The sequence below is a fragment of the Pedobacter chinensis genome (assembly GCF_003339865.1).
GTDB lineage: Bacteria > Bacteroidota > Bacteroidia > Sphingobacteriales > Sphingobacteriaceae > Pedobacter > Pedobacter chinensis.
Genome location: NZ_QPKV01000004.1, coordinates 261,855 through 281,745 on the forward strand (window position 1 = coordinate 261,855; position 19,891 = coordinate 281,745).

Genomic DNA, 19,891 nt, shown 5'->3' on the forward strand with positions numbered 1-19,891 from the left:
TTTTATTTATTTCCTTTGATTTTTCTTAAAATGTAGGAAGGACTTCTTTTTAAGTAATAAACCATGTTTGTTATCATCATTTTAATTGGACCATATAGTTCTTTTACATAAAATTTTTTATAAAAGCCAGTATTTGTAATATAGAATTCATTAGGTATTTGCTTCCATGATGGGTAGGTAAAATATGGTTTTCTTTTATTCATTACATAATGAAAATATGCAATGTTCTTTTTTTGATAGCATAAGTTCCCATCTTTAAACTTGATCAATTCATGGTTTAGTAAATTTTCACAAATAATGGTTTCAAAGGATGCTTTTATATTTTCTAAATTATTCTCATGTGCTACCAAGTAAGTAAAAGATGATTTTGGTAACTCCAATTTATTTAAGCCTTGCCACATATCTTCAACATGGCTTGTTTCATCAATTCCTTCATAGGCTTCACTTTTAATCAACAGATCAAAATTTTCTAATTTTTTAAATAGCAAATTATTGTAAATATTGTTTTTAATAAAGGTAAGTGAACCTGAAACGATTTCTTCTCTTGCTGATATCACATCATAATCCTTATCGATTTTTGGAAAGTAAAAAGAATCTAGTGACCCATATATTAAATCTATATCTCCGAAGCCCCAATAATCATAATTTTTTATATGCTCATTAAATAGATGCCCATATGTTGGTTTAAAATCACAGAGCTTATAAGAAGATGATAATTCATAGTTAGGAATATTTAATCTTTCTGAGATTAAGCTAGAAATTTCATGCAACTCTTTTTTTATAAATTTAACATTTGGAGGGTAATTTCGAGGAGTTTTGCAATTGGTTATAAATAAAACGGTCAACCATTTGTTATTACTGCAACCTTTAAGATATAAATCAAGGTATTTAGGCCAACTTCCAAAATATGGCAGTATTAATATCATCTTTTTATTAATCATACTAATTAAATGATTGGGGAATAAAAGCAAATAGTAAGTATTAGTTTATTTCGAATTGAAATATATTTTTTATTTTATATCAATGGGCATTAAACTTTTGACTGCTATAGAGTAGATTTAGACTTTATATTATAGATAATTGCTTTGGACCATTTTATAGCTGGTTTTTCTCCAAGAAGCAGATGGAATATACATACTCCAACAGCAGCAATGGCTCGCACAAAATGTACCTTGTTTAATTCTGACTTCACTTGTTTAGCATATTTTTAAAATTCATAATTAGACTTTTCATCTTAGAACGAAAAAAATGTCTATAAATCCTATTTGGAATTTGATTTAAGTATGTCTTGAAAAGCATTCTCCATAAAAGAATCCCTTTTTTATCAATATACCTAATTGCTTGTAAATTGACATGATTTTGTATGGAATAGCCATCTCTTACGGTTGGCCATTTATAACTAGATATGTAGTGCTTAGTTGAGGTTTTAATATACTCAAATTCCCATGGAGATTTTAACTTATTACTTAATCCCAATTTACATAGTTCTATTAAGTAATCCAATTTAAAAAGCCCGACTCCGATCTGTGAATAAAATAGCCAATCATCTGAAGTTTCTGAAAATAATTGATTCTTGTGAGTAATGTTAAAAAAGAATTCATTTTCATAATGAGGGAAATATAAAAAACTCCAATCTAAATCTATGAAAGCATCTTCAATTAATTGTAATCGTTCCAAATCAATGTGTTTTAGAGGGGTTAAGTCTTCCAACATAAAATATACAATGTTAGAATTTTTAAAATCCTTTTTAAAATCAAGCAAACCCTGGTGCAATAAATCCATCCAAGAGAGATTGGCATCATATCTATATATTTTTTCACACTTATCTGTTTTTGCGAAACTTTTATTATCACTAATTACATAGATTTTCCCATGGTTTTTCCAAGTGATATCCATTAATGTCACTGATGGATCGATAAACTTCTCCATTTTGTTATAGGTAGATATAATTATCGGAATGCTCATTAATATTGACTTAGCATGTCTATCAATTCTTTTTTATCTTGATATAATCTTAAGTCATATCCTTTATTTGCCCATATTCTCATATCTCCTAAGTCATTGGCAATTACTGGCAGGTGTTTTTTAAAGGCCTCATATAAAACAAATGGCCCTGTTTCGTACCATATGGAAGGAATACAAATAACATCAATAGTATCATAAAATGCTTCCACTTCTTGTTGTGATAAATTATAGTTCCAATAAATATTTGAGTGTTTTTTAGTTATTAGTTGCTGAAAATAAGAGTCTTGTTTGTCTGCAATAATTCCGGCAATATGTAATTCTAAGTTGGGGTTATTAACAGCTTTAAAAGCATTAATTAAAATATGTAAACCCTTTTCATGGCTAATCCTCCCTATAAACCCTAATTTTATTTTTCCTGGTTCTTTTGGTGTAGATTTAATACTTTGACTTTTGGGGTCGACAACTTCCATCTGTTGGGTCATTACCAGTTTTGAAAGGTCAATCCCATTCTTGATAAATATTTCTTTTTGCCATTCTGTGAAAATGTAAATTACATCGCAAAGCTCGTTTAAGCGGATTACATCTTTTTGCTTTTGTTTAACTACATTCGCCAAAGCTGTTGGATAATTGGCTTGGAGTATCAAACTTGCCATCAGACTAGCCATTTCTTTATGGATTTTTTTCTTGTTGATGTAACAAGCAAGGCACCTATGTTCAATGATTTTTCCATCGCACGCTTTTTTGCCAAATAGCATTAAATCACCATGAATGCAAGTTATTCCCGGTATATGAGCTGTAAAATAAATTGTAGAGCTTAGCGATTTTGCAATTTCGAAATGAAAAAAATTAAAACTAGGGGTTAAAGTATGAAAATGTACGATTTCTGGTTTTTCGTAAATTAGGATGTTTTCAAACCTTTTAATGTTTGGAGAACCCTGTCGACCAGAGATTATAGCTTTTGAATAATTCGATTCGATTAATACAGTTTTTACAATAATTCCTTTATAAAAATAATCTGAATTTTCTTCTTCACTAACCGTAATAACACAAACCTCATTATCTTGTCGCATTAATTCTTTGGCAAGCTGGTAAACATATTTTTCAGTCCCACCTTTCCCATGCGGATAGAAATATTCAGAAACTAAACAAACTTTCATTTAATGAGATGACGTTTTAGACCTGCAATCTTTTCTGCGTTTCTATAACCAAAAATTTTACTTAAACTTCTTAATAAGCTTCTTTGTTCAGGAATATATTTAGGCGCTATATGCAATAATAAATCAATTGCCTTATTAGCTAATTGATGATCAAAAACACTGAACCTATTTATACAATATCTTAAAACACCAATTACTGCAGATTTTTTTGCCTGATCGAACTTTGTCGTTGCTGCCCAGATCTGATATACTTCTTTTGCATTTTCAAAACAATCTCGAACGAATGCTGCTTCACTTTTTTGGGACAAAGATTTTTCCTGAGCAGTTCTATATCTGGCCATAATGCCAGGTGTATATATAAATTTTCCTTTTGCAAGAGCAGAATCTAATAAATACCTAGCATCCTGAATGACTGGTAAATTTTCATTCCAGCTTAATTGATCGGTTATTTTTTTTGTATATAATAAAGCTGCGGGTGGACACCAAAAATCTGTAAATAGAGCGATTTCAATATCTCCACTAATTTGTCGTTCTATTTTTTCCAGTAACTTTATTTCAGTAGAATTTTGTATGAATTTTTGCCAATCTCCATAAGCGACATCGGCATTACTGGTATTTAATGCGTTAACTTGAACACTCAGTTTATCTGGCATCAATAAATCGTCTGAATCTAGATACTGTATGTAAAAACCTTTAGCGTGTAAAAGTCCCAGATTTCGTGCATGACTAACTCCTTTATTTGAAGTACTAATCATGTTAATTTTGTTGGTGTATTTTTCTAATATTTCTAAAGTTTGATCTATAGAACCATCGTTAACAACGATAATTTCAATATCTTCATAAGTTTGTTCGAATACTGAAACTAAGGTTTGTTCAATAGTTTTTGAAGCATTATAGGCTGGGATAATTACTGAAACTATTTTATTCATGATTTGACTCTAACCATTTCTTTGTTTGTTTAATTCCTGTAGCAATATCAATTGCTGGAGTCCATCTTAAAATTTCTTTTGCTTTTGCAGCAGAAAATTGACTAGAGTTGAAACCAAAGAGTTCATTAAGCCAGATTGGTGGATTAAACTTTTCTTCTTGTGCTGAACTTAAATTATCTGCACTTGCTACATCCCATACAACTTGTCGTTGATTAGCTAATTTATTTCTAAATTGAGGTAATCTAGAAAATAATACTTTTTTAAAGCTGCCCAAATAAGGGTGTGCATTAATTAGCGATACGAATTCAAAGTTGCTTAATAGATAATTTTTAATTTGTTTAAGATTCGATTTTTCATTAAAACTTCCATTTAACAAATCTTCTTTTTTTAATGATATAATTTGTTCTTTTTTTTTACCCAAAAATGGACTTAGAAATTCTTTCCACGTTAATGTTCCATCAGTTATTATAAAATTTTGTGCATGAGCGTTCTTAACAAGTAATGCCTGCATTATAGCGTCAAGTAGGTTTTCAATATATACAATATTGGCCAGACCTTTACCTTCGTCAACCCAGCAAAAACGATTGTGTTTAGCCAACGTAATTGGTAGGGTAGTATAGGTTTTGCCATTGGGGCCATATACACATGTTGGATTTAAAACTACAATTCTGGTTTTACTTTGCGATTTTGCAAAATTTAGTACCCATTCCTGCATTATTTTTTTTGTTTTACCATATGCTCCACCAGCTGGTTTTTGACTAGTATTTTCGGTTACTTCGCCATTTGGAAGACCATAAACATTCATCGTACTTAATACCACAACTGCTTCGGCACCCTGCTCGCATGCTGCTTTTATTACGTTTTGTGTAGCAGTTACATTCATTTCATAAGCATTTGCTCCATCTGCAGCATAAGCAAGATGAATTACATATTGCCAACCTTTTATACTTTGCTTAACAGCATCATAATCTAACAAATCTAATCTTGGCAACTCAATTTTTAGACGAGCTATTGGAGCACAATTTTTATAACTTCTTACTGGTGCTTTGATATTCCTAATCCCGTTATTCCATAAACGTTCAATTAATGCAGTACCAATAAAGCCAGTACCGCCGGTAATAAAATAAGAAGGTTGATCTTTATTAATTACAGATGACTTAGAAGATTTTTTTTGATAAGCATCTTCAATTAACTTTACTACTGCTGTAGCATCTTCTAAATTAACCAGACTTTTATCTTGGTTAAAAAAAGAGGTTAATTGTTGTACAAAACATGCTTCAAAGGTGTAATTTAACTTAGGATCATTAAAGGCATTTTTAATTCTGATTTCATGGATACTCTCCTTAACTGATGAAAAGTAACATGTGTCAAATTTATCTTTCTCTATCCAAAGCTTGCCTCTTGAACCTATTATTTCAAATTTATTCTTCAATTTGGTTGTTCTAGATAATTTTAGTACTATCGGAATATCATTTTGGGTTTTCAGTTGATATGTGCAATTGGCTTCAACTCCGCCTTCAGCATCATCTTCATAAGTGAATGCTTCTATTGAGCCAAATAATTTGTATAATAAATCAAGGTAATGCACACCCATATCGGCAAGTACACCACCATTTCTTGGATCAAAGAATGCATAGCTGTCGGCAACCCAAGCAAATGGATTCCCATCTTCTACAATAACCTCCTTAACATTGCCAACTAGATGAAGATTATTATACATTGCCATAAAGGATGGCATAAAGCGTCTTACCATTCCCGTATATACTTTCTTGTCTGAATGGTTTTGATAGTCGATAATCCTATTACAAGATTCCATACTCAAACTTAACGGCTTCTCACATAGAACTGTTATATTGTTTTTCAGGCATATTTTAATAGCTAGTTCGTGCAAATGATTTGGGAGTGTAATAATTGCAAAATCATAGTTAATATCATTTTGATAAAAATACTTCTCAAATTTTTCTTCAATAACATTTATTTTAGCTTGACGCAATAATGCTGCCGATTTAGAGTCGGGTTCAATAACTGTAACGGCATCTAATATTTTAAGATAAGATAGGGCTGGAATATAGTATTCTCTTACTACTGCTCCTCCACCAATTATGAGATATTTTTGCTTACTTTCCATTTTTTTTAAAGTATCTTTTTAAAGATAATGAAGGCTCTTCAACATATTTCCAACTTAGGTAAGCCATTAAAAAAGTTGGAATTAACACAACAAAAAACAATAAATATGATGGGATAACAACTCCTGTTGTTAAAAGAATAATTTGAATGATGGGGAAATGATAAATATATATACCGTATGAATAATCACCATGTTTTTCAAATGATTTTATAGGCAGATTAATCATTAGCCACATTAATATGTATGAAAGAAAAAATGGGTGTAAAGGTAGATGTTCATTATACTTAATATCCAGAAGCCATGCAATAACACTTAAACAAAATAATAAATGTGAATGTGGAATATGTTTTTTATAAATAGCGCATAACACACCAACACCAAACATATAAGGCAAAATCGCCACGTTTTCAGAAACATATAATTTTAAGAAAATTGTACATTTACAATCACTAAACCAATATGTAATAATGCAGATAATAATTAAAAGAGTTATCCATATTTTTCTTTTGCTCAATAGACCAAAAAAACCTACAATTGCTAGAAGAACATAAAATAAAAATTCCCATGATAATGTCCAAAGGGATCCATTTAATGATCTTTCAGCTAATCCATGTGTTAAGTTTAAAATATCAGGCTGATTTATAATTAAGGACAGGTTATATAACAAATAGGTACATTGAGATTTAATGAGGTCAAAGTCAATCGATGATGTTTTGTTTAAAATTAAAGTAATTGGAACAAATATAAAAGCAACTACGATTAAACAAACCCAGAATGCTGGGAATATTCTTAGTATTCTTCGTAACGAAAAGTTTATAAAGTTTGGATTGTTAATCCAACTGCTTGAAATTAAAAAACCACTCAAAATAAAAAAACTATGTACCCCAATGGCACCTGAACTCAAAAAGCCTATACTTGTTAATGGCTCTAACTCGTTGTTTAATACGAAACTATGCTGCATTATAACCATTAAAGCCAGAATTAACCTTAAAAAACCAATAGAATTACTTTTAGGATTATACAGTTGGTCGATTGTATAATTAGGCTTCATATAAATCGATGTGTTTTTTCGCCCAGATTACTTCTGAAAAGTTATTCTCATTTTGCTGATCTGTCATCTCCCATTTTTTAACTTTAATTAATTCAATCAATTCATCTACATTATTTTTCAATAAACCATTGTTAATCAGTTCTCGAACACCAGGTGCATCCCGGCCAATTACTGGTATATTGCATGAGAGACTTTCAGCTACACATAATCCAAAGGTTTCTGTCTCACTTAATGTTACACTTACATTTGCACACTGGTAGTAGCTGGCCATTACTTCGGGAAAAGTAGTTAATGGTAAAATAATTTCGGACAAATTATGATTAAATTTATTGATTTGGGACACTTGACCTAGTCTCAATAAAATAAATTGTTCTTTCAAATCAGAATAAATAAGTGCTTGTTTTATTTTTTCATACCATTCAATTCCCTTTTTCTTATCGTCCCATCTGCCTTGTGGAAAAAATATAACATTAGCTTTTATTGGTAGATCAAAGATTTTTCTGGATTCGACAAGATTTCTAGGTTTAAAGATAGCATTGTCAATTCCATGATAAATGGTTGAAATCTTACTTCCATTTTTTATTATTTTTTCTGAAGTGAGCTCATTTATCCAATTAGACGGTGCTATAAAATGAATTTGATTATTTATTATGAAGTTCCATTTATGCTTATAAAGATTTGGAGTATTGTCCCAATTTAATTTAGGATATTCTTCTAATTTAGGGCAATTATAACATCCTTTTTGCCATTTATTGCAATATGTTGGATGGATGCACTTGGCAGTTAAAGGCCAAAGATCATGTAATGTCCAAAATACTTTTTTATCTTTTGCTAACCAATTGATTAATTTAAAAGAGGTTTGCGCAACATGGGTAACATGAATATGTATTATTCCGTTGTATTTTTCCAATTCATTTTTAACCAGCCATTTGTCAACAGGGTTTATAAAACCAGGTTGAGCAAGCAGATTTTCTAATTTTAAAAATGCTTGTTGAATTCTACCACTGATGCCGCCAAATTTTCTATACCCATTTCCATATAATACACCAGCAAGCTTATTGGTCGAAAGTACAGCGCTATCATAACCAACGTTAATTAAAGCTTTATGCAAATTTAATGCGGCAATAGTTCCGCCACTATTATCTAAATTAGATATGAGATGAAGGACTGGCATTTTCTTTTGATTTTAAAAATTTTTTCAGCTTAAGAATTTTATTGAAATTTAATATTAATCCTTTTATAAAGCCCCATCTGTATGTTAATTTACGCCTATTTTCTAAGTTTTTATTTAATAAAAAAGCTGAAATATCATACCTTATCAATCTATATAATTCTACGATTATATTTTGTGGGAATTTGTTTTGATTTGTTATCAAGTTATCATAAAAAATCTCTTGATAAGGGATTAATACTGAATGGCCAAAACCAAATAGATGTACAAGTCTTAGGTAATATTCAGGGTTTAATTTATCAATCGGTATAGTATGCTTAAACGTTAAGTCTTCATCATAATATATGCTATATCCTAAAAACCTTGCTATATAACAAATTTCAGTATCTTCTCCACTCATTAAGTTATTCTTTTCTCTAAAAGCAGATAGGTTTAAAATCCAATCATCAGAAAAAACATTAGCATAAATTCTCTTTCTAATACCCATGCCTGCACCATAAACACTCCCTATCTGGTTAGTTATATCTGCAGATTTTGACCATTGTGGTGCTGCAGCATAATTATGCAAATAAGGTTTAATCCATTTAGGTACTTCCTGAGTTGCAGGTTGCCCATTGCCTCCAATAACGCCTATTTTAGGTTCGTTTTTAAAAATCTGATAGACTCGATGTAAATAATTCTCATCTAACCAGTTATCATCATCACAGATGAGTAGGTAGTCGAAATTAGCTTTATATACACCCATTTTTAATGCAGCAAGCTTTCCAGGTATAGGTTGTTGGTGTAATTTAATTAGGTTTTGATAATTATTTTTATCAATTAACTCAGTTAACCAGTTAAAAGTACCATCGGTACTTGCATTATCAATAATTAAAATTTCCCAGTCAATACCAATTAAATTTTTTTGATTAATCAAATGGCTAATTGTTGATAATAGCTTATTTAGGCCATTATAAGTGCAAATAATTACAGAAATTCCAGGGTTATTCATTATTTAGACGATCTAAAAAGAACTGCTCAGGCTTCTCAGGAAAATAATCAGTAACTTTCTCATGTGCTAAAAATCCCATATTTTCCCAACTAGCTTTTTTATGCCAAGCATCGTTTAGCATTTCAGCAAAAACATCTATGTTATTATTTTGTGCAATAAAGCCATTAATGTTATCCTCAATCCAGTCTTCAACAAAGCCAATATTTGTACAAATAGCTGTTCTTCCGCATGCCATTGCTTCGAGTAAAACAGATGGGGCTGCATCAACTCTTGATGGCATTAATAAGATATGATGATGTTCCCAAATTTTTCTGATGTCTTTATTTTGGCCTTTTAATTTAATTTTGTCTTGCAGATTATGCTTTTCTATCAGTTCTTTAAGCATGATTAGATCTGGTCCATCCCCAAAAATATTGAGATACCAATTTCTTTTCATCCATTCTAGCTTGGAAAGGATATTGATAACTATATCCTGGCCTTTCCAGTCTATATCTAGGCTTCCTACCATGGCAAAATAAATTGTTTCCGTTTTAGGGTAGGGTATATAATCTGTTGATTTTAAATTAAGAGGATTGTATAAGTATTCAATATTAGTTAAATTGATCTTTAATTGCTTTAGAATGGTATGTGCCTGTTTTTGGGCAACAAAAAAGCATTTTGAAGCCTCTTTTAATAGATTAGCCATTACTTTTACCTGTATATTATTCAGCACATTTTTTTGAATGTATGAATGTGAACAGACGATATATTTAAATTCTGTATTGGCAATGAATTTACTTATAGTTTCGTTAAATAATAAGTCAAAACACCCTGGTTGGTTGACGATTATTAAATCTGGATTAAAGAGCCTAACCCTTTTCTCTAAAAGGGTTAAAAATTTTCCTTTAGCAAATGAATTATCCAAAAGTTGTTTTAACCGCTCTAATTTTTTGACAAGAAATGTTTCCAATATAAAAATATCAGCACCAAGCGCTCTTAACAATCCATAATTTTCATGGTCATCTTGTTCTGTTATTACAAGCACTTCTTGGCCATTTTGTAGGGCTAGGCAAGCTGTTCTGAACCATAAGTTCTCGCTACCACCCCATGATCTTGTTCTTAATAAAGTAAAAAAGACCAATTTCTTCACGATTTTTTGAAGAATAAATTCTTAGTTGTTGAATAAAAACAACTTATTCCAAAATTCTGAATTAATAATGGCGTATATATTAGATGCCTGATTCTTCCTAAGAAATGAATACTTCTCAAATTTTTCTCGAAAACATCAATTAAGAATTTTTGTGCGTTGTTGGATGACATATAAACTTGTCTTGAAATTAAAAGGATGCCAAGGGTTAAAGCTTGCCAATGCTGATGAGTAGTTAAATTTTTTGGGCTATAGAAAAAATTAAATATCATTGACGCTTGATTTTTATCTACATTTTCACAGAGTTGATTAACCAATATTGCTCTTGATTGAATTACAGTTTTTTCTTCATCATTCTTTTTGATTTCACTTGTTTGTTGGTCATGTAAGCGATAATGAACTAGCACTTTATCTAGATTACTTATTTTAGTGAATTTTGAAAGTCTGATCCATAGCTCATAATCTTCCGCTGCCACCAGACTTTCATTATATTTTTGGTTAAAGTCCACTAAAATTTGTTTCCTAAGTATAACCGTAGGGTGTGCCAAGGGATTGCTATAATATAAACTACTATAACATATATCAGCATTACTAGGATAAGTGATTATTTTTTTGAGATTTGAATTGATACTGAAAGCTTCAATTGCACTACCACAAATTCCAATTTCTGAATGTTTTTCTAAAAACTCAGACTGTAATTGTAACCTTTCTTTATGGTTAATATCATCAGCATGTGCTATGGCTATATATTTACCTTTTGCCAAATAAATGCCTTTATTGAGTTGGGCAGATTGTCCTTTATTGCCTTCGGCAAAAACACTAATTTTTTTATTAGCAAATTTTCTTGCAATAGTTAACGTCTGATCTGTTGAGCCATCATCCAAAATAAGTAGCTCCCAGTTCTGATAAGTTTGATTAAGTATACTTTGAATAGCTTCAGCAATGTGTTTTTCAGCATTGTAAGCTGGCATTATTACAGAAACTAAAGGCTGATCCATTCCTTAGGGATAATATTTGTTTCTTCAGAATTAAACCATTTTTTTGGTGCAATTACTATTTTATCAATATTTTGATTTAGCCATGCTCCCCACCAACTGAAGCTGCTATTTGCAACAATATGATGTTCGCATTGTGACATTAAGTACATATCCACCCAAGCTTGATTATTGCCAGAAACGATATACTTTTTCTCAATAAAGGAAAAATTTGTTTCGCACCATTTGGGATCGTCTGAGAAAATAAAGTAAGTAGCATCAATTAATTTAGCATTTAAAAGTTCAGTTGCATTTTTATAATATTCTATTGGTAATAAGCCATGAAAACTATTGATATTTGCTTTCAGGTAATCTCCCCGTCTAATATGGATACTCACAGTATTCGTTGATTTTTTGATTAAATTTTTATTCTGGTCAACAGCTTTAGATAATTTGGGAAAAGTGAATTCTTTTAATAGTAAATCTCTTATTTCATCAAACAGTAAGGGGTTTTGGAAATATCCATTTAAATACAAGTTTGTTTCAATCGTGCTTTTAGTTTCAATATTTGTATCATCTAAATAAGTGAATTTTGATGTTTTTTTTGGTAGAAACCATTTTAAAAGCCGTGTAATCTTGCTATTACTACAGATTATTTTTGAAATAAATGAAGGTAAAATGGATGATCTCAGATTACTAAATATATTTAAATCATAACTTCGAGCAGTAAAGAAATCATCAGATTTGTTGTTTTGTTTAAGGAAATTTAAGTCTAAATAAACATTTTTATTTTTAGAGAGTTTACGAGCAACTGCATATTGAAACATTTGGTTACCTAGACCACCCATTAATTTAACTATAACCATCAGTTTTTTATAAACCAAAAACAACCACAGCCATAATTTTGTGAAAGTCCATCTGCTAAATCAGAATTTACTATAAACTCATTTTGGTCTGTAACCAAAGAAAATTGTTTTAACTCACAATTTTTAAAGAGATTGGTAATCATGTGTGGGTCATATATACGATGTGCATTAAACATGATTTTTGGATTTCCTACAGGAGTAACAAACAAAATAGATCCGCCTGGTTTAACAACTCTTATCAACTCATCGATTGCTTTAATATCTCCATCTGGATCTATTGGGTCGCCATATCTTCCTAATCCGATGTGTTCAACGGTATGCATGCATGAGATAGTATCAATGCTGCTAGTTTCGAAAAATAAATTGGTTAGATCTGCTTCACCAGAAACCAAGTTACTAAGATTTAATTTAGCAGGCCGGTAATCATAAAATTCTGTGGGTATAAAAGCAGATAATATCGAACAAAAATGAAGGGTAGAAGAAATGTCAATATGTTTGCTCGGATTAATTTCACGTATAATTCTAGCTGCCCAAGCAGGGTGATAGATATAATGGGCATCAAAGCCTGTAGTTTCAGTATTGTCATGGAGACATGGATAAATATCTTCCTTTTCTACTTTCAATTTCTGATTAATATCTGATTTTTTGAAAAGATCAAATTGTTCTTCAAATCTTTTTAATGACTCATTTTTATGGTTAGATTTTTTGATTAATTTTCTGAAAAGCCTCTTTATCATAATTTATAAACTGAAGATATCATTTGATCAAGAATAGCACCAGTATCTGTAGTAAACCTGAGAACATTATTATTTACTTTTTCGTTTCCATAAACAATCTCAAAGTTAATAGCGCTTTCTATATAATGTAAGGTTGTATTTTTCTGAGATAAACCAACAGCAATGCCGTAAAGACCTATAGCAAAAGTTGTTTTATCTTCAATAAATTCAGCAGCGTAAGTTCCAACTTGCAAGTTCAAAGGTTCGTGCCAAGTGGTTTTCAATGGTGCACCTAACATGTTACTAACACCTATTGCACAAACAAAATCTTCTATGGCAGTTGTGAGTTCAAATTGTACATAGATTTTCCATTTTTGATAGACGCTAATTTCGGATTTTGCCTCATCGTCAAGATTTCTCAATTCCACTTTTAATATATTAGCTTCACGGTTTTCTGATTTCGCAAATCTAATGCTTGCAGTATTTGTACTAAGATTAATATATTCCTCTATGATATAATTGATACTATCATTCTTGATTAATTGGCCCTTGTTTAACAATAATCCTTTGTTGCATAATTTTTTGATTGATTCCATATTATGGCTCACAAACAACACCGTTCTTCCCTCACCTTTACTCACTTCTCCCATTTTGCCTAAACACTTTTTCTGAAATTCCGCATCCCCAACAGCCAGTACCTCATCCACAATTAAAATTTCACTCTCTAAGTGTGCAGCTACCGCAAAAGCCAAGCGAACATACATCCCAGAAGAATAACGCTTAACAGGCGTATCCAAATAACGTTCTATACCGGCAAAATCAACTATTTCTTCCAGCTTGCGTTGAATTTCCTTTTTACGCATGCCCAAAATGGCACCGTTTAAAAAAATGTTTTCTCTACCGCTCAATTCTGGATGGAACCCTGTACCGACTTCCAATAAACTTGCAATTCGGCCTTTACCTGATATTTTACCAGTAGTAGGGGCGGTAACCTTGCTTAAAATTTTCAGCAAAGTGCTCTTTCCTGCACCATTCCGGCCAATAATGCCCACCGCATCGCCTTGCTCAATTTCAAAGTTAATGTCTTTTAAGCTCCACACCACATCACTGGTGCCCCTAACGCTGCGGTCATTGGTCTCGCCAATGCGTAAGAAAGGATCTTCCTTTCCGCGGATTCTTGCATACCAGCGTTCCAGATCACGACTGATCGTACCGGTTCCAATCTGGCCTAATTGGTAGGCTTTGGAGAGGTTTTCTACTTTTATTGCAATATTTGCCAAGTGATTTAAGTTAAGTGTTTAGAGGGCAGGGTTTAGTGTGGCTTGAGGTTTAAGAGATGAGTGTTTAGGGATTAAAGATTAGTATTTAGTTTAGAAGCTATAGCTCATGATAATTTTCAAATCAGTTATAAATTCATACATTGAAATTAGTTGTTTTATTATAGAATCTATTAAGCCCTTTGAATTCTAACCCTCTAACCACTCAGTTCTAACCTTATTAAGTTCACGCAGCACTAATCCTCTAACCACTCAACCCTAACCAATTAAGTGTACGCAGCACTACCCCCCTAACCATTCAACCCTAACCCCTCAACTTTAACCCAATTAAGTCAGTTGTGCTTTTCGCAAGCCACTCAATTTAGTAGTTATGTTTTCTATTTTCGATCGTGATTTCAAATAATCTTCTTCAGTTATGTAATCTAAATCCAGGGCTGCAATTAAATGATTTAGCGTTTCCAAAGTAGTAGTATAAGCCATGTTCGTATAATGCGCTTTGTCTTTCGAAGTAATTTTACCTGAACCTTCGGCTAAACAGGCACCGATACTGCTGACAGCTCTTTTAATTTGACTTATTAATCCAAAAGTTTCTTCTTTAGGAAATTTTGTGGTTAAAAGGTAAATGTCTTTTCTAAATGCCCTCGACAATTGCCAAACTTCTAACTTTTCAAATGAGTAGGTATGCATAATCTTTATTTAATTTTTTAAGTAAATAAAGGATGATTGGTATAAATATATAACTTTTGCTCCATGCTTTCTAACCCTCTAACCCCTAAACCCTCCAACTCCTAACCCTCCAACCCTAAACAGTATCCACAAAATTCCGTTCCACCTTGTTAAAAATCACAATTCCGAAAATCAATAATACCAGTGTTACTCCGGTTGCGTAACCTAAACTTCCCCAGCTAAAACTTCCTTCGCCTAAAAATCCATACCTGAAAGTTTCAATAATGGGCGTCATGGGGTTATACTCAATAATCCAGGCATAAGCGGGATATTTGTTAAAAGCTTCAGATAGGGGATAGATCACTGTGGTGGCATACATTAAAAGCTGCACGCCAAAAGTCACTAAAAAGGCAAGATCACGGTATTTGGTTGTCATGGCAGAAATAATCATCCCGGTGCCCAGACCCAATAGGGCCATTAAGATGACAATAACAGGAAAAAGGCCGATAGCCCAGGTAACGGCAAAGTGTGCATCAACTACAAAATAATAATAAGCCATCATGAAGATGAACAACAGCATTTGAACGCCAAAGCGTACCAGGTTGCTAACCACGATACTTAAAGGCATAATGAGCCTGGGAAAATACACTTTTCCAAATATGTTTGCATTATCTTTAAATACGGTAGATGTCTTGGTCAGGCAATCTGCGAAATAATTCCATGCAGTAATGCCCGCCATGTAAAATAGTGGCTTTGGCAGGCCATCGGTTGATATTCCGGCAAGATTACCAAAAATAAAGGTAAAGATGATGGTGGTGAATAGCGGCTGGATAAAAAACCAGAGCGGCCCCAAAATGGTTTGTTTGTAAAACGACACGAAGTCACGGCGAACCAAAAGCCATAAAAGATCACGGTATGCCCAAAGCTCATTCAACTTCAGGTCAAACAGCGATGCTTTTGCTTCGATTGTCCAGTTATATTCTTCTTTATTAACCATTAATGGATGGGATTGAGGAAAGGTTAAGCAACTTCAATATGTTTTCCTGATAACGTTGAAAGCCAAAAGTATCCAGACACTTTTGTTGAATCGCATGTTGATTAGAATTTGCAGGTTCCAGGCGGCTTAATATGGCAGATTTAATTTCTGCTATACGTTCAGGATGAACCAATGTTCCGAGATCTCCATCCAAAAGCGCATCACTGCTGCCATCCTGATTCCCTGCGATTACGTTACACCCGCATGCTGCCGCCTCAATAAATGCAATTCCAAATCCCTCGCCTTTACTTGGCATTACAAATACATCAGCCAAAAGAAAATGATCGATAACATCCTCTTCCGGGAGAAAACCAGTAAGCAGTACCCTTCCTGTTAAGTGATTTGCTGCAATTAAGTCTGTAATTCTTTTTGTTTCAATGGCATCAGCTTTACCTGACAAAATATAGTAAACATCTTTAGGTAAATCTTTTAATGTTGCCAAAACCTGGTCGTAGCCTTTATATTGTTCGCTATGCGATAATCTGGTTAACGTAAAAAGGACCTTACTTGTTGAAGGCAGATGGTACTTTTCTAATAGCGTTTTGGGTTTTTTAAACGCTGCTGGGGGATCAAAAAAGGGATCCAGGCAATTATTAAGAATGCTGACTTGTGTTTTAGGGATATGATGGCGGATCATGATCTGATCTGCAGTATATCGGCTTACAGCCCATATCTCTACATTGTTTTTTATGAAACTGGTTTTCCATGGACTTAATTTGCCCCATATTTCAATTCCATGGGCAAACAGAATAATCCTTTTTTGAGGCTTCAGTTTTTTAATGATCCAGGCCACTGACAAAAGATTAATATGACTTAAAATGATAATGTCTGCGTTTAATCCTGCTTTTATGGCATGTAAAAGAAAACTCCATTTCCTGCCATTAAAACCTTTGAAATTTGTATTTGCAGTATATCTGGTATCCGGTTTTTCGTCATACATACTCATCACTGCTGGTGTGTTTTTAAGTGTAACAGACCAGTCAGACAGTATTTTGGTTACCGAGCGACAAACTTTTTCTATTCCACCCGTTAAGCTGAAGGTATGTAAACTAAGCAACAAAATCTTTTTGCTATCCAATAATTTTCTTGTTTAAGGTTAAGCTGTGGAAAAATTCTAAATCAAATGTGCTTTGGTAATTAAACAACTCCCCAACTAAACGACTTCCCACCTAAACACCTAACCCTTCCCCCATATCTGATGCAACGCCAATATTTTGCTCCAATGTAAATCTCCTTTCTTAAAAGATCTAACCAATTGCCTGGAATAATCATTTTGCTCAAGGCCCTTCAAAAATGATTCGTTTTCTTTTAGCCAATGTTGAAAAGGAAAAATAAAACCCATCTTATGTCGATCCCAGATTTCTTTCGGTAAAATATTTATAAAAGCTTTGATCAGTAAAGATTTTGGCAGCGATTTTTCGAATTTTATTCCAGGTGCAATGTTTTTAACGGCTTGTACAAACTCTTGATCTAAGAATGGCACCCTTACTTCAATCCCATGCTGCATGCTCATGTTATCAGTATCCTTTAACAATTGATTTTGCATGTAGAGATTATACTCTAACCAACTGGCTTGTTCTTCAGGATTAAGGTCATTTGGAATATTGTTGATTTGTGCAGTCGTTAAAACTTCGTCAACTTTTGAAATGGAACATTCCAGCAATGCAGCAATTTCATCAGGCGTAAATATTCCCCGTAAAAAAAGATATTTTCCAACCGTGTTTTTATAGCTGAGGTAATAGGATCTTTTTAAAGCCGGTTTATTAAATTTAATTCCCGTTCTTAACACGAAACCAGGCAATTTGCTTAGTTTTTTAACCATGGCCATCCGCTTGAATGAAGGATACCCACCAAAAAGCTCATCGGCCCCGATGCCGGATAATACAGCTTTTAGGTTATTTTCCTTAGCAAAATAATTAATGAACCATGAATTTATCCCATCTGCACTGGGTTGATCCATTGAATGAAGTGCTTTTGGGAAATTAGCATTGAAAATTTCCTTGTCAATTTTATATTCAGCGTGTTTTCCATTTATTTTGGCACTGATTAAATCCTGAAATGATTTTTCGGAAAACTTCTCTTCATCAAAGTTGATGGATAAGGTGTTAAGTTGGGATTGCTCATTTTTTTCCGATAAGCACTCTTGCGAAAGTAAACATAGAATGCTGCTGTCAATACCACCGCTGAGAAATAAACCAATGGGCGCATCAGCTATTAAATGCCTTTTGGTTGCACTTCTTAATGTTTTTTGAATGTGATTCACAGCACGCTGTTGATCATTTATCTCCATTGAATTAACTTCAGCAGTGAAGTTTTTAATCTCAAATAGATTTGTGGCATGATTCCATTGAAGATAATGGGCTTTCGGAAGCATTTTTACCGCTTCGAGGGTGGTATAGGGTTCGGGGATATGACCAAATGCTAAAAAATAAATCTTCCAGTCAGGATCTTCATTAAAATGATAAGCCGTGCCTTTAAAGGCACGAATCTCCGAAGAAAATGTTAATTTATTGTCATCGGCAGCATAATACAAAGGTTTAATTCCTGCCTGGTCTCTAACCAGATAAGTTAATTGTTTGTCTTTATCATGCAAGGCAAATGCAAACATGCCGTTGAGTTTGCTAAAACCTGCTGTACCATAGGCATGGTAACAAGCCAGGATAATTTCTGTATCACTATTGGTTTGAAAGTGATGTCCGCTGGCCAGCAATTCTGCTTTTAATTCCTGAAAGTTATAAATTTCACCATTAAAGGTAATGACCAGTTTGTTTTCATGGTAAAACATAGGTTGATGCCCGGTAGGAGAGAGATCTATCAGAGCTAATCTGCGGTGGCCAAATGCAATGCCATTTTCTATATCAATATAAAAACCTTCTCCATCAGGACCACCATGCGCCATGAGATCACACATCGCTTGAACTTCATTTTGAAGTACTGCTGAATTCTGGCTTTTATCAATTATTCCGGCAATGCGGCACATACACTAAATTTTTATTGATACTTACGACCGAACACAGCTTCGCCCCCTCAGTCACATTTTCTTAAAAAAATGAACTGATTATTTGTTCTGATTCATTCATGTTGAGCTTGTCAAAGCATCAACACTCTTGTTTAATCTCGATCCAGTTTTACATCTGCGCCCTGTCAGGCCTTTCCACTGATTCTCCGTTTCACTCTCCACCGGCCTAACAAATTTTTAGGGAGGCAATGTCCGGGCCAAAGCACTGACTTCCAAATAAAAAACATTTTCAGTTCATTAACCCCTATCCGCCTATCGGCACCTTTCCCCTTAAAGGGAAAGGCTCGTAAACCATATTTTTCGCGGCAATGTCACGCCCTGGTTTTATCTACCGGCTATTTGCAGTTTCACATCTGCGCCCTGTCAGGCCTTCCCACTGAATCTTCGTTTCACTCTCCACCGGCCTAACAAATTTTTAGGGAGGCAATGTCCTGGCCAAACCACTGACTTCCGAATAAAAATTTTCAGCCGGAGACTTTTGTTGCTTTTGGTCTCTCAAAAGCAAAATGCCCGTCTGGCCAAGACTCCAACAATCCCTCTAACCCTAAGGTAAACCTATTTCAAAGATCACCTGTTGATCCTGACCTGCGCCCTGTCAGGCCTTCCCACTGATTCTCCGTTTCGCTCTCCACCGGCCTAACAAATTTTTAGGGAGGCAATGTCCCGGCCAAACCGCTGACTTCCAAATAAAAAACATTTTCAGTTCATTAACCCCTATCCGCCTATCGGCACCTTTCCCCTTAAAGGGAAAGGCTCGTAAACCATATTTTTCGCGGCAATGTCACGCCCTTGTTTTATCTACCTGCTATATGCAGTTTC

17 protein-coding genes are annotated in these 19,891 nt (G+C 33.4%); all 17 read right to left on the reverse strand.

Annotated elements, in window-relative coordinates:
• Positions 1–2: 2 nt before the first annotated feature.
• A complete protein-coding gene (locus tag DU508_RS11430) occupies positions 3–941 on the reverse strand; it encodes a DUF6625 family protein (RefSeq protein ID WP_115402945.1) in 939 nt (312 codons plus the stop codon).
• Positions 942–1,188: 247 nt separating this feature from the next.
• A complete protein-coding gene (locus tag DU508_RS11435; RefSeq protein WP_147273620.1) occupies positions 1,189–1,929 on the reverse strand; it encodes a hypothetical protein in 741 nt (246 codons plus the stop codon).
• Positions 1,930–1,964: 35 nt separating this feature from the next.
• Positions 1,965–3,122: a glycosyltransferase gene (locus DU508_RS11440; protein WP_115402947.1), complete on the reverse strand. Its 1,158-nt coding sequence runs from the start codon at positions 3,120–3,122 to the stop codon at positions 1,965–1,967.
• Entirely contained in the window at positions 3,119–4,051 is a 933-nt protein-coding gene (locus tag DU508_RS11445; protein WP_115402948.1) for a glycosyltransferase family 2 protein, read from the reverse strand. Before DU508_RS11445 ends, DU508_RS11440 begins: the two co-directional genes overlap by 4 nt.
• On the reverse strand, positions 4,044–6,179 hold the full coding sequence (locus tag DU508_RS11450; RefSeq protein ID WP_115402949.1) for an NAD-dependent epimerase/dehydratase family protein: 2,136 nt from the start codon (positions 6,177–6,179) through the stop codon (positions 4,044–4,046). Before DU508_RS11450 ends, DU508_RS11445 begins: the two co-directional genes overlap by 8 nt.
• A complete protein-coding gene (locus tag DU508_RS11455; protein WP_115402950.1) occupies positions 6,169–7,230 on the reverse strand; it encodes an acyltransferase family protein in 1,062 nt (353 codons plus the stop codon). The genes DU508_RS11450 and DU508_RS11455 overlap by 11 nt, the downstream gene beginning before the upstream one ends.
• Positions 7,220–8,404 (reverse strand): glycosyltransferase, encoded by a 1,185-nt coding sequence (locus DU508_RS11460; protein WP_115402951.1) that lies wholly within the window; start codon positions 8,402–8,404, stop codon positions 7,220–7,222. The genes DU508_RS11455 and DU508_RS11460 overlap by 11 nt, the downstream gene beginning before the upstream one ends.
• Complete coding sequence (locus DU508_RS11465; protein WP_115402952.1) at positions 8,379–9,392, reverse strand: glycosyltransferase family A protein; 1,014 nt, start codon at positions 9,390–9,392, stop codon at positions 8,379–8,381. The genes DU508_RS11460 and DU508_RS11465 overlap by 26 nt, the downstream gene beginning before the upstream one ends.
• Entirely contained in the window at positions 9,385–10,521 is a 1,137-nt protein-coding gene (locus DU508_RS11470) for a glycosyltransferase (RefSeq protein WP_115402953.1), read from the reverse strand. The genes DU508_RS11465 and DU508_RS11470 overlap by 8 nt, the downstream gene beginning before the upstream one ends.
• A complete protein-coding gene (locus tag DU508_RS11475) occupies positions 10,518–11,516 on the reverse strand; it encodes a glycosyltransferase (protein ID WP_115402954.1) in 999 nt (332 codons plus the stop codon). Before DU508_RS11475 ends, DU508_RS11470 begins: the two co-directional genes overlap by 4 nt.
• Positions 11,501–12,358 carry an alpha-1,2-fucosyltransferase gene (locus DU508_RS11480; RefSeq protein WP_147273621.1) on the reverse strand — a complete coding sequence of 286 codons (858 nt, stop codon included), beginning with the start codon at positions 12,356–12,358 and terminating at the stop codon, positions 11,501–11,503. Before DU508_RS11480 ends, DU508_RS11475 begins: the two co-directional genes overlap by 16 nt.
• Entirely contained in the window at positions 12,358–13,095 is a 738-nt protein-coding gene (locus tag DU508_RS11485; protein WP_115402956.1) for a DUF268 domain-containing protein, read from the reverse strand. Before DU508_RS11485 ends, DU508_RS11480 begins: the two co-directional genes overlap by 1 nt.
• The gene (locus DU508_RS11490) at positions 13,092–14,354 is read right to left on the reverse strand and encodes an ABC transporter ATP-binding protein (RefSeq protein WP_115402957.1); all 1,263 of its coding nucleotides are present in this window, start codon (positions 14,352–14,354) and stop codon (positions 13,092–13,094) included. The genes DU508_RS11485 and DU508_RS11490 overlap by 4 nt, the downstream gene beginning before the upstream one ends.
• Positions 14,355–14,678: 324 nt before the next feature.
• Positions 14,679–15,038, reverse strand: a complete 360-nt coding sequence (locus tag DU508_RS11495; protein ID WP_115402958.1) for a four helix bundle protein — start codon at positions 15,036–15,038, stop codon at positions 14,679–14,681.
• A gap of 115 nt (positions 15,039–15,153) precedes the next feature.
• Positions 15,154–16,014 (reverse strand): ABC transporter permease, encoded by an 861-nt coding sequence (locus tag DU508_RS11500; RefSeq protein WP_115402959.1) that lies wholly within the window; start codon positions 16,012–16,014, stop codon positions 15,154–15,156.
• Positions 16,007–17,131 carry a glycosyltransferase family 4 protein gene (locus DU508_RS11505; RefSeq protein WP_115402960.1) on the reverse strand — a complete coding sequence of 375 codons (1,125 nt, stop codon included), beginning with the start codon at positions 17,129–17,131 and terminating at the stop codon, positions 16,007–16,009. Before DU508_RS11505 ends, DU508_RS11500 begins: the two co-directional genes overlap by 8 nt.
• A 99-nt stretch (positions 17,132–17,230) precedes the next feature.
• A complete protein-coding gene (gene asnB / locus DU508_RS11510; RefSeq protein WP_115402961.1) occupies positions 17,231–19,033 on the reverse strand; it encodes an asparagine synthase (glutamine-hydrolyzing) in 1,803 nt (600 codons plus the stop codon).
• Positions 19,034–19,891 lie beyond the last annotated feature (858 nt).

Bases quoted from the DNA above. Each gene is read 5' to 3' on its own strand.
- DU508_RS11430 (WP_115402945.1), bottom strand. From the start codon at position 941: ATGATTAATAAAAAGATGATATTAATACTGCCATATTTTGGAAGTTGG.
- DU508_RS11435 (WP_147273620.1), bottom strand. From the start codon at position 1,929: ATGGAGAAGTTTATCGATCCATCAGTGACATTAATGGATATCACTTGG.
- DU508_RS11440 (WP_115402947.1), bottom strand. From the start codon at position 3,122: ATGAAAGTTTGTTTAGTTTCTGAATATTTCTATCCGCATGGGAAAGGT.
- DU508_RS11445 (WP_115402948.1), bottom strand. From the start codon at position 4,051: ATGAATAAAATAGTTTCAGTAATTATCCCAGCCTATAATGCTTCAAAA.
- DU508_RS11450 (WP_115402949.1), bottom strand. From the start codon at position 6,179: ATGGAAAGTAAGCAAAAATATCTCATAATTGGTGGAGGAGCAGTAGTA.
- DU508_RS11455 (WP_115402950.1), bottom strand. From the start codon at position 7,230: ATGAAGCCTAATTATACAATCGACCAACTGTATAATCCTAAAAGTAAT.
- DU508_RS11460 (WP_115402951.1), bottom strand. From the start codon at position 8,404: ATGCCAGTCCTTCATCTCATATCTAATTTAGATAATAGTGGCGGAACT.
- DU508_RS11465 (WP_115402952.1), bottom strand. From the start codon at position 9,392: ATGAATAACCCTGGAATTTCTGTAATTATTTGCACTTATAATGGCCTA.
- DU508_RS11475 (WP_115402954.1), bottom strand. From the start codon at position 11,516: ATGGATCAGCCTTTAGTTTCTGTAATAATGCCAGCTTACAATGCTGAA.
- DU508_RS11480 (WP_147273621.1), bottom strand. From the start codon at position 12,358: ATGGTTATAGTTAAATTAATGGGTGGTCTAGGTAACCAAATGTTTCAA.
- DU508_RS11485 (WP_115402956.1), bottom strand. From the start codon at position 13,095: ATGATAAAGAGGCTTTTCAGAAAATTAATCAAAAAATCTAACCATAAA.
- DU508_RS11495 (WP_115402958.1), bottom strand. From the start codon at position 15,038: ATGCATACCTACTCATTTGAAAAGTTAGAAGTTTGGCAATTGTCGAGG.
- DU508_RS11500 (WP_115402959.1), bottom strand. From the start codon at position 16,014: ATGGTTAATAAAGAAGAATATAACTGGACAATCGAAGCAAAAGCATCG.
- asnB (WP_115402961.1), bottom strand. From the start codon at position 19,033: ATGTGCCGCATTGCCGGAATAATTGATAAAAGCCAGAATTCAGCAGTA.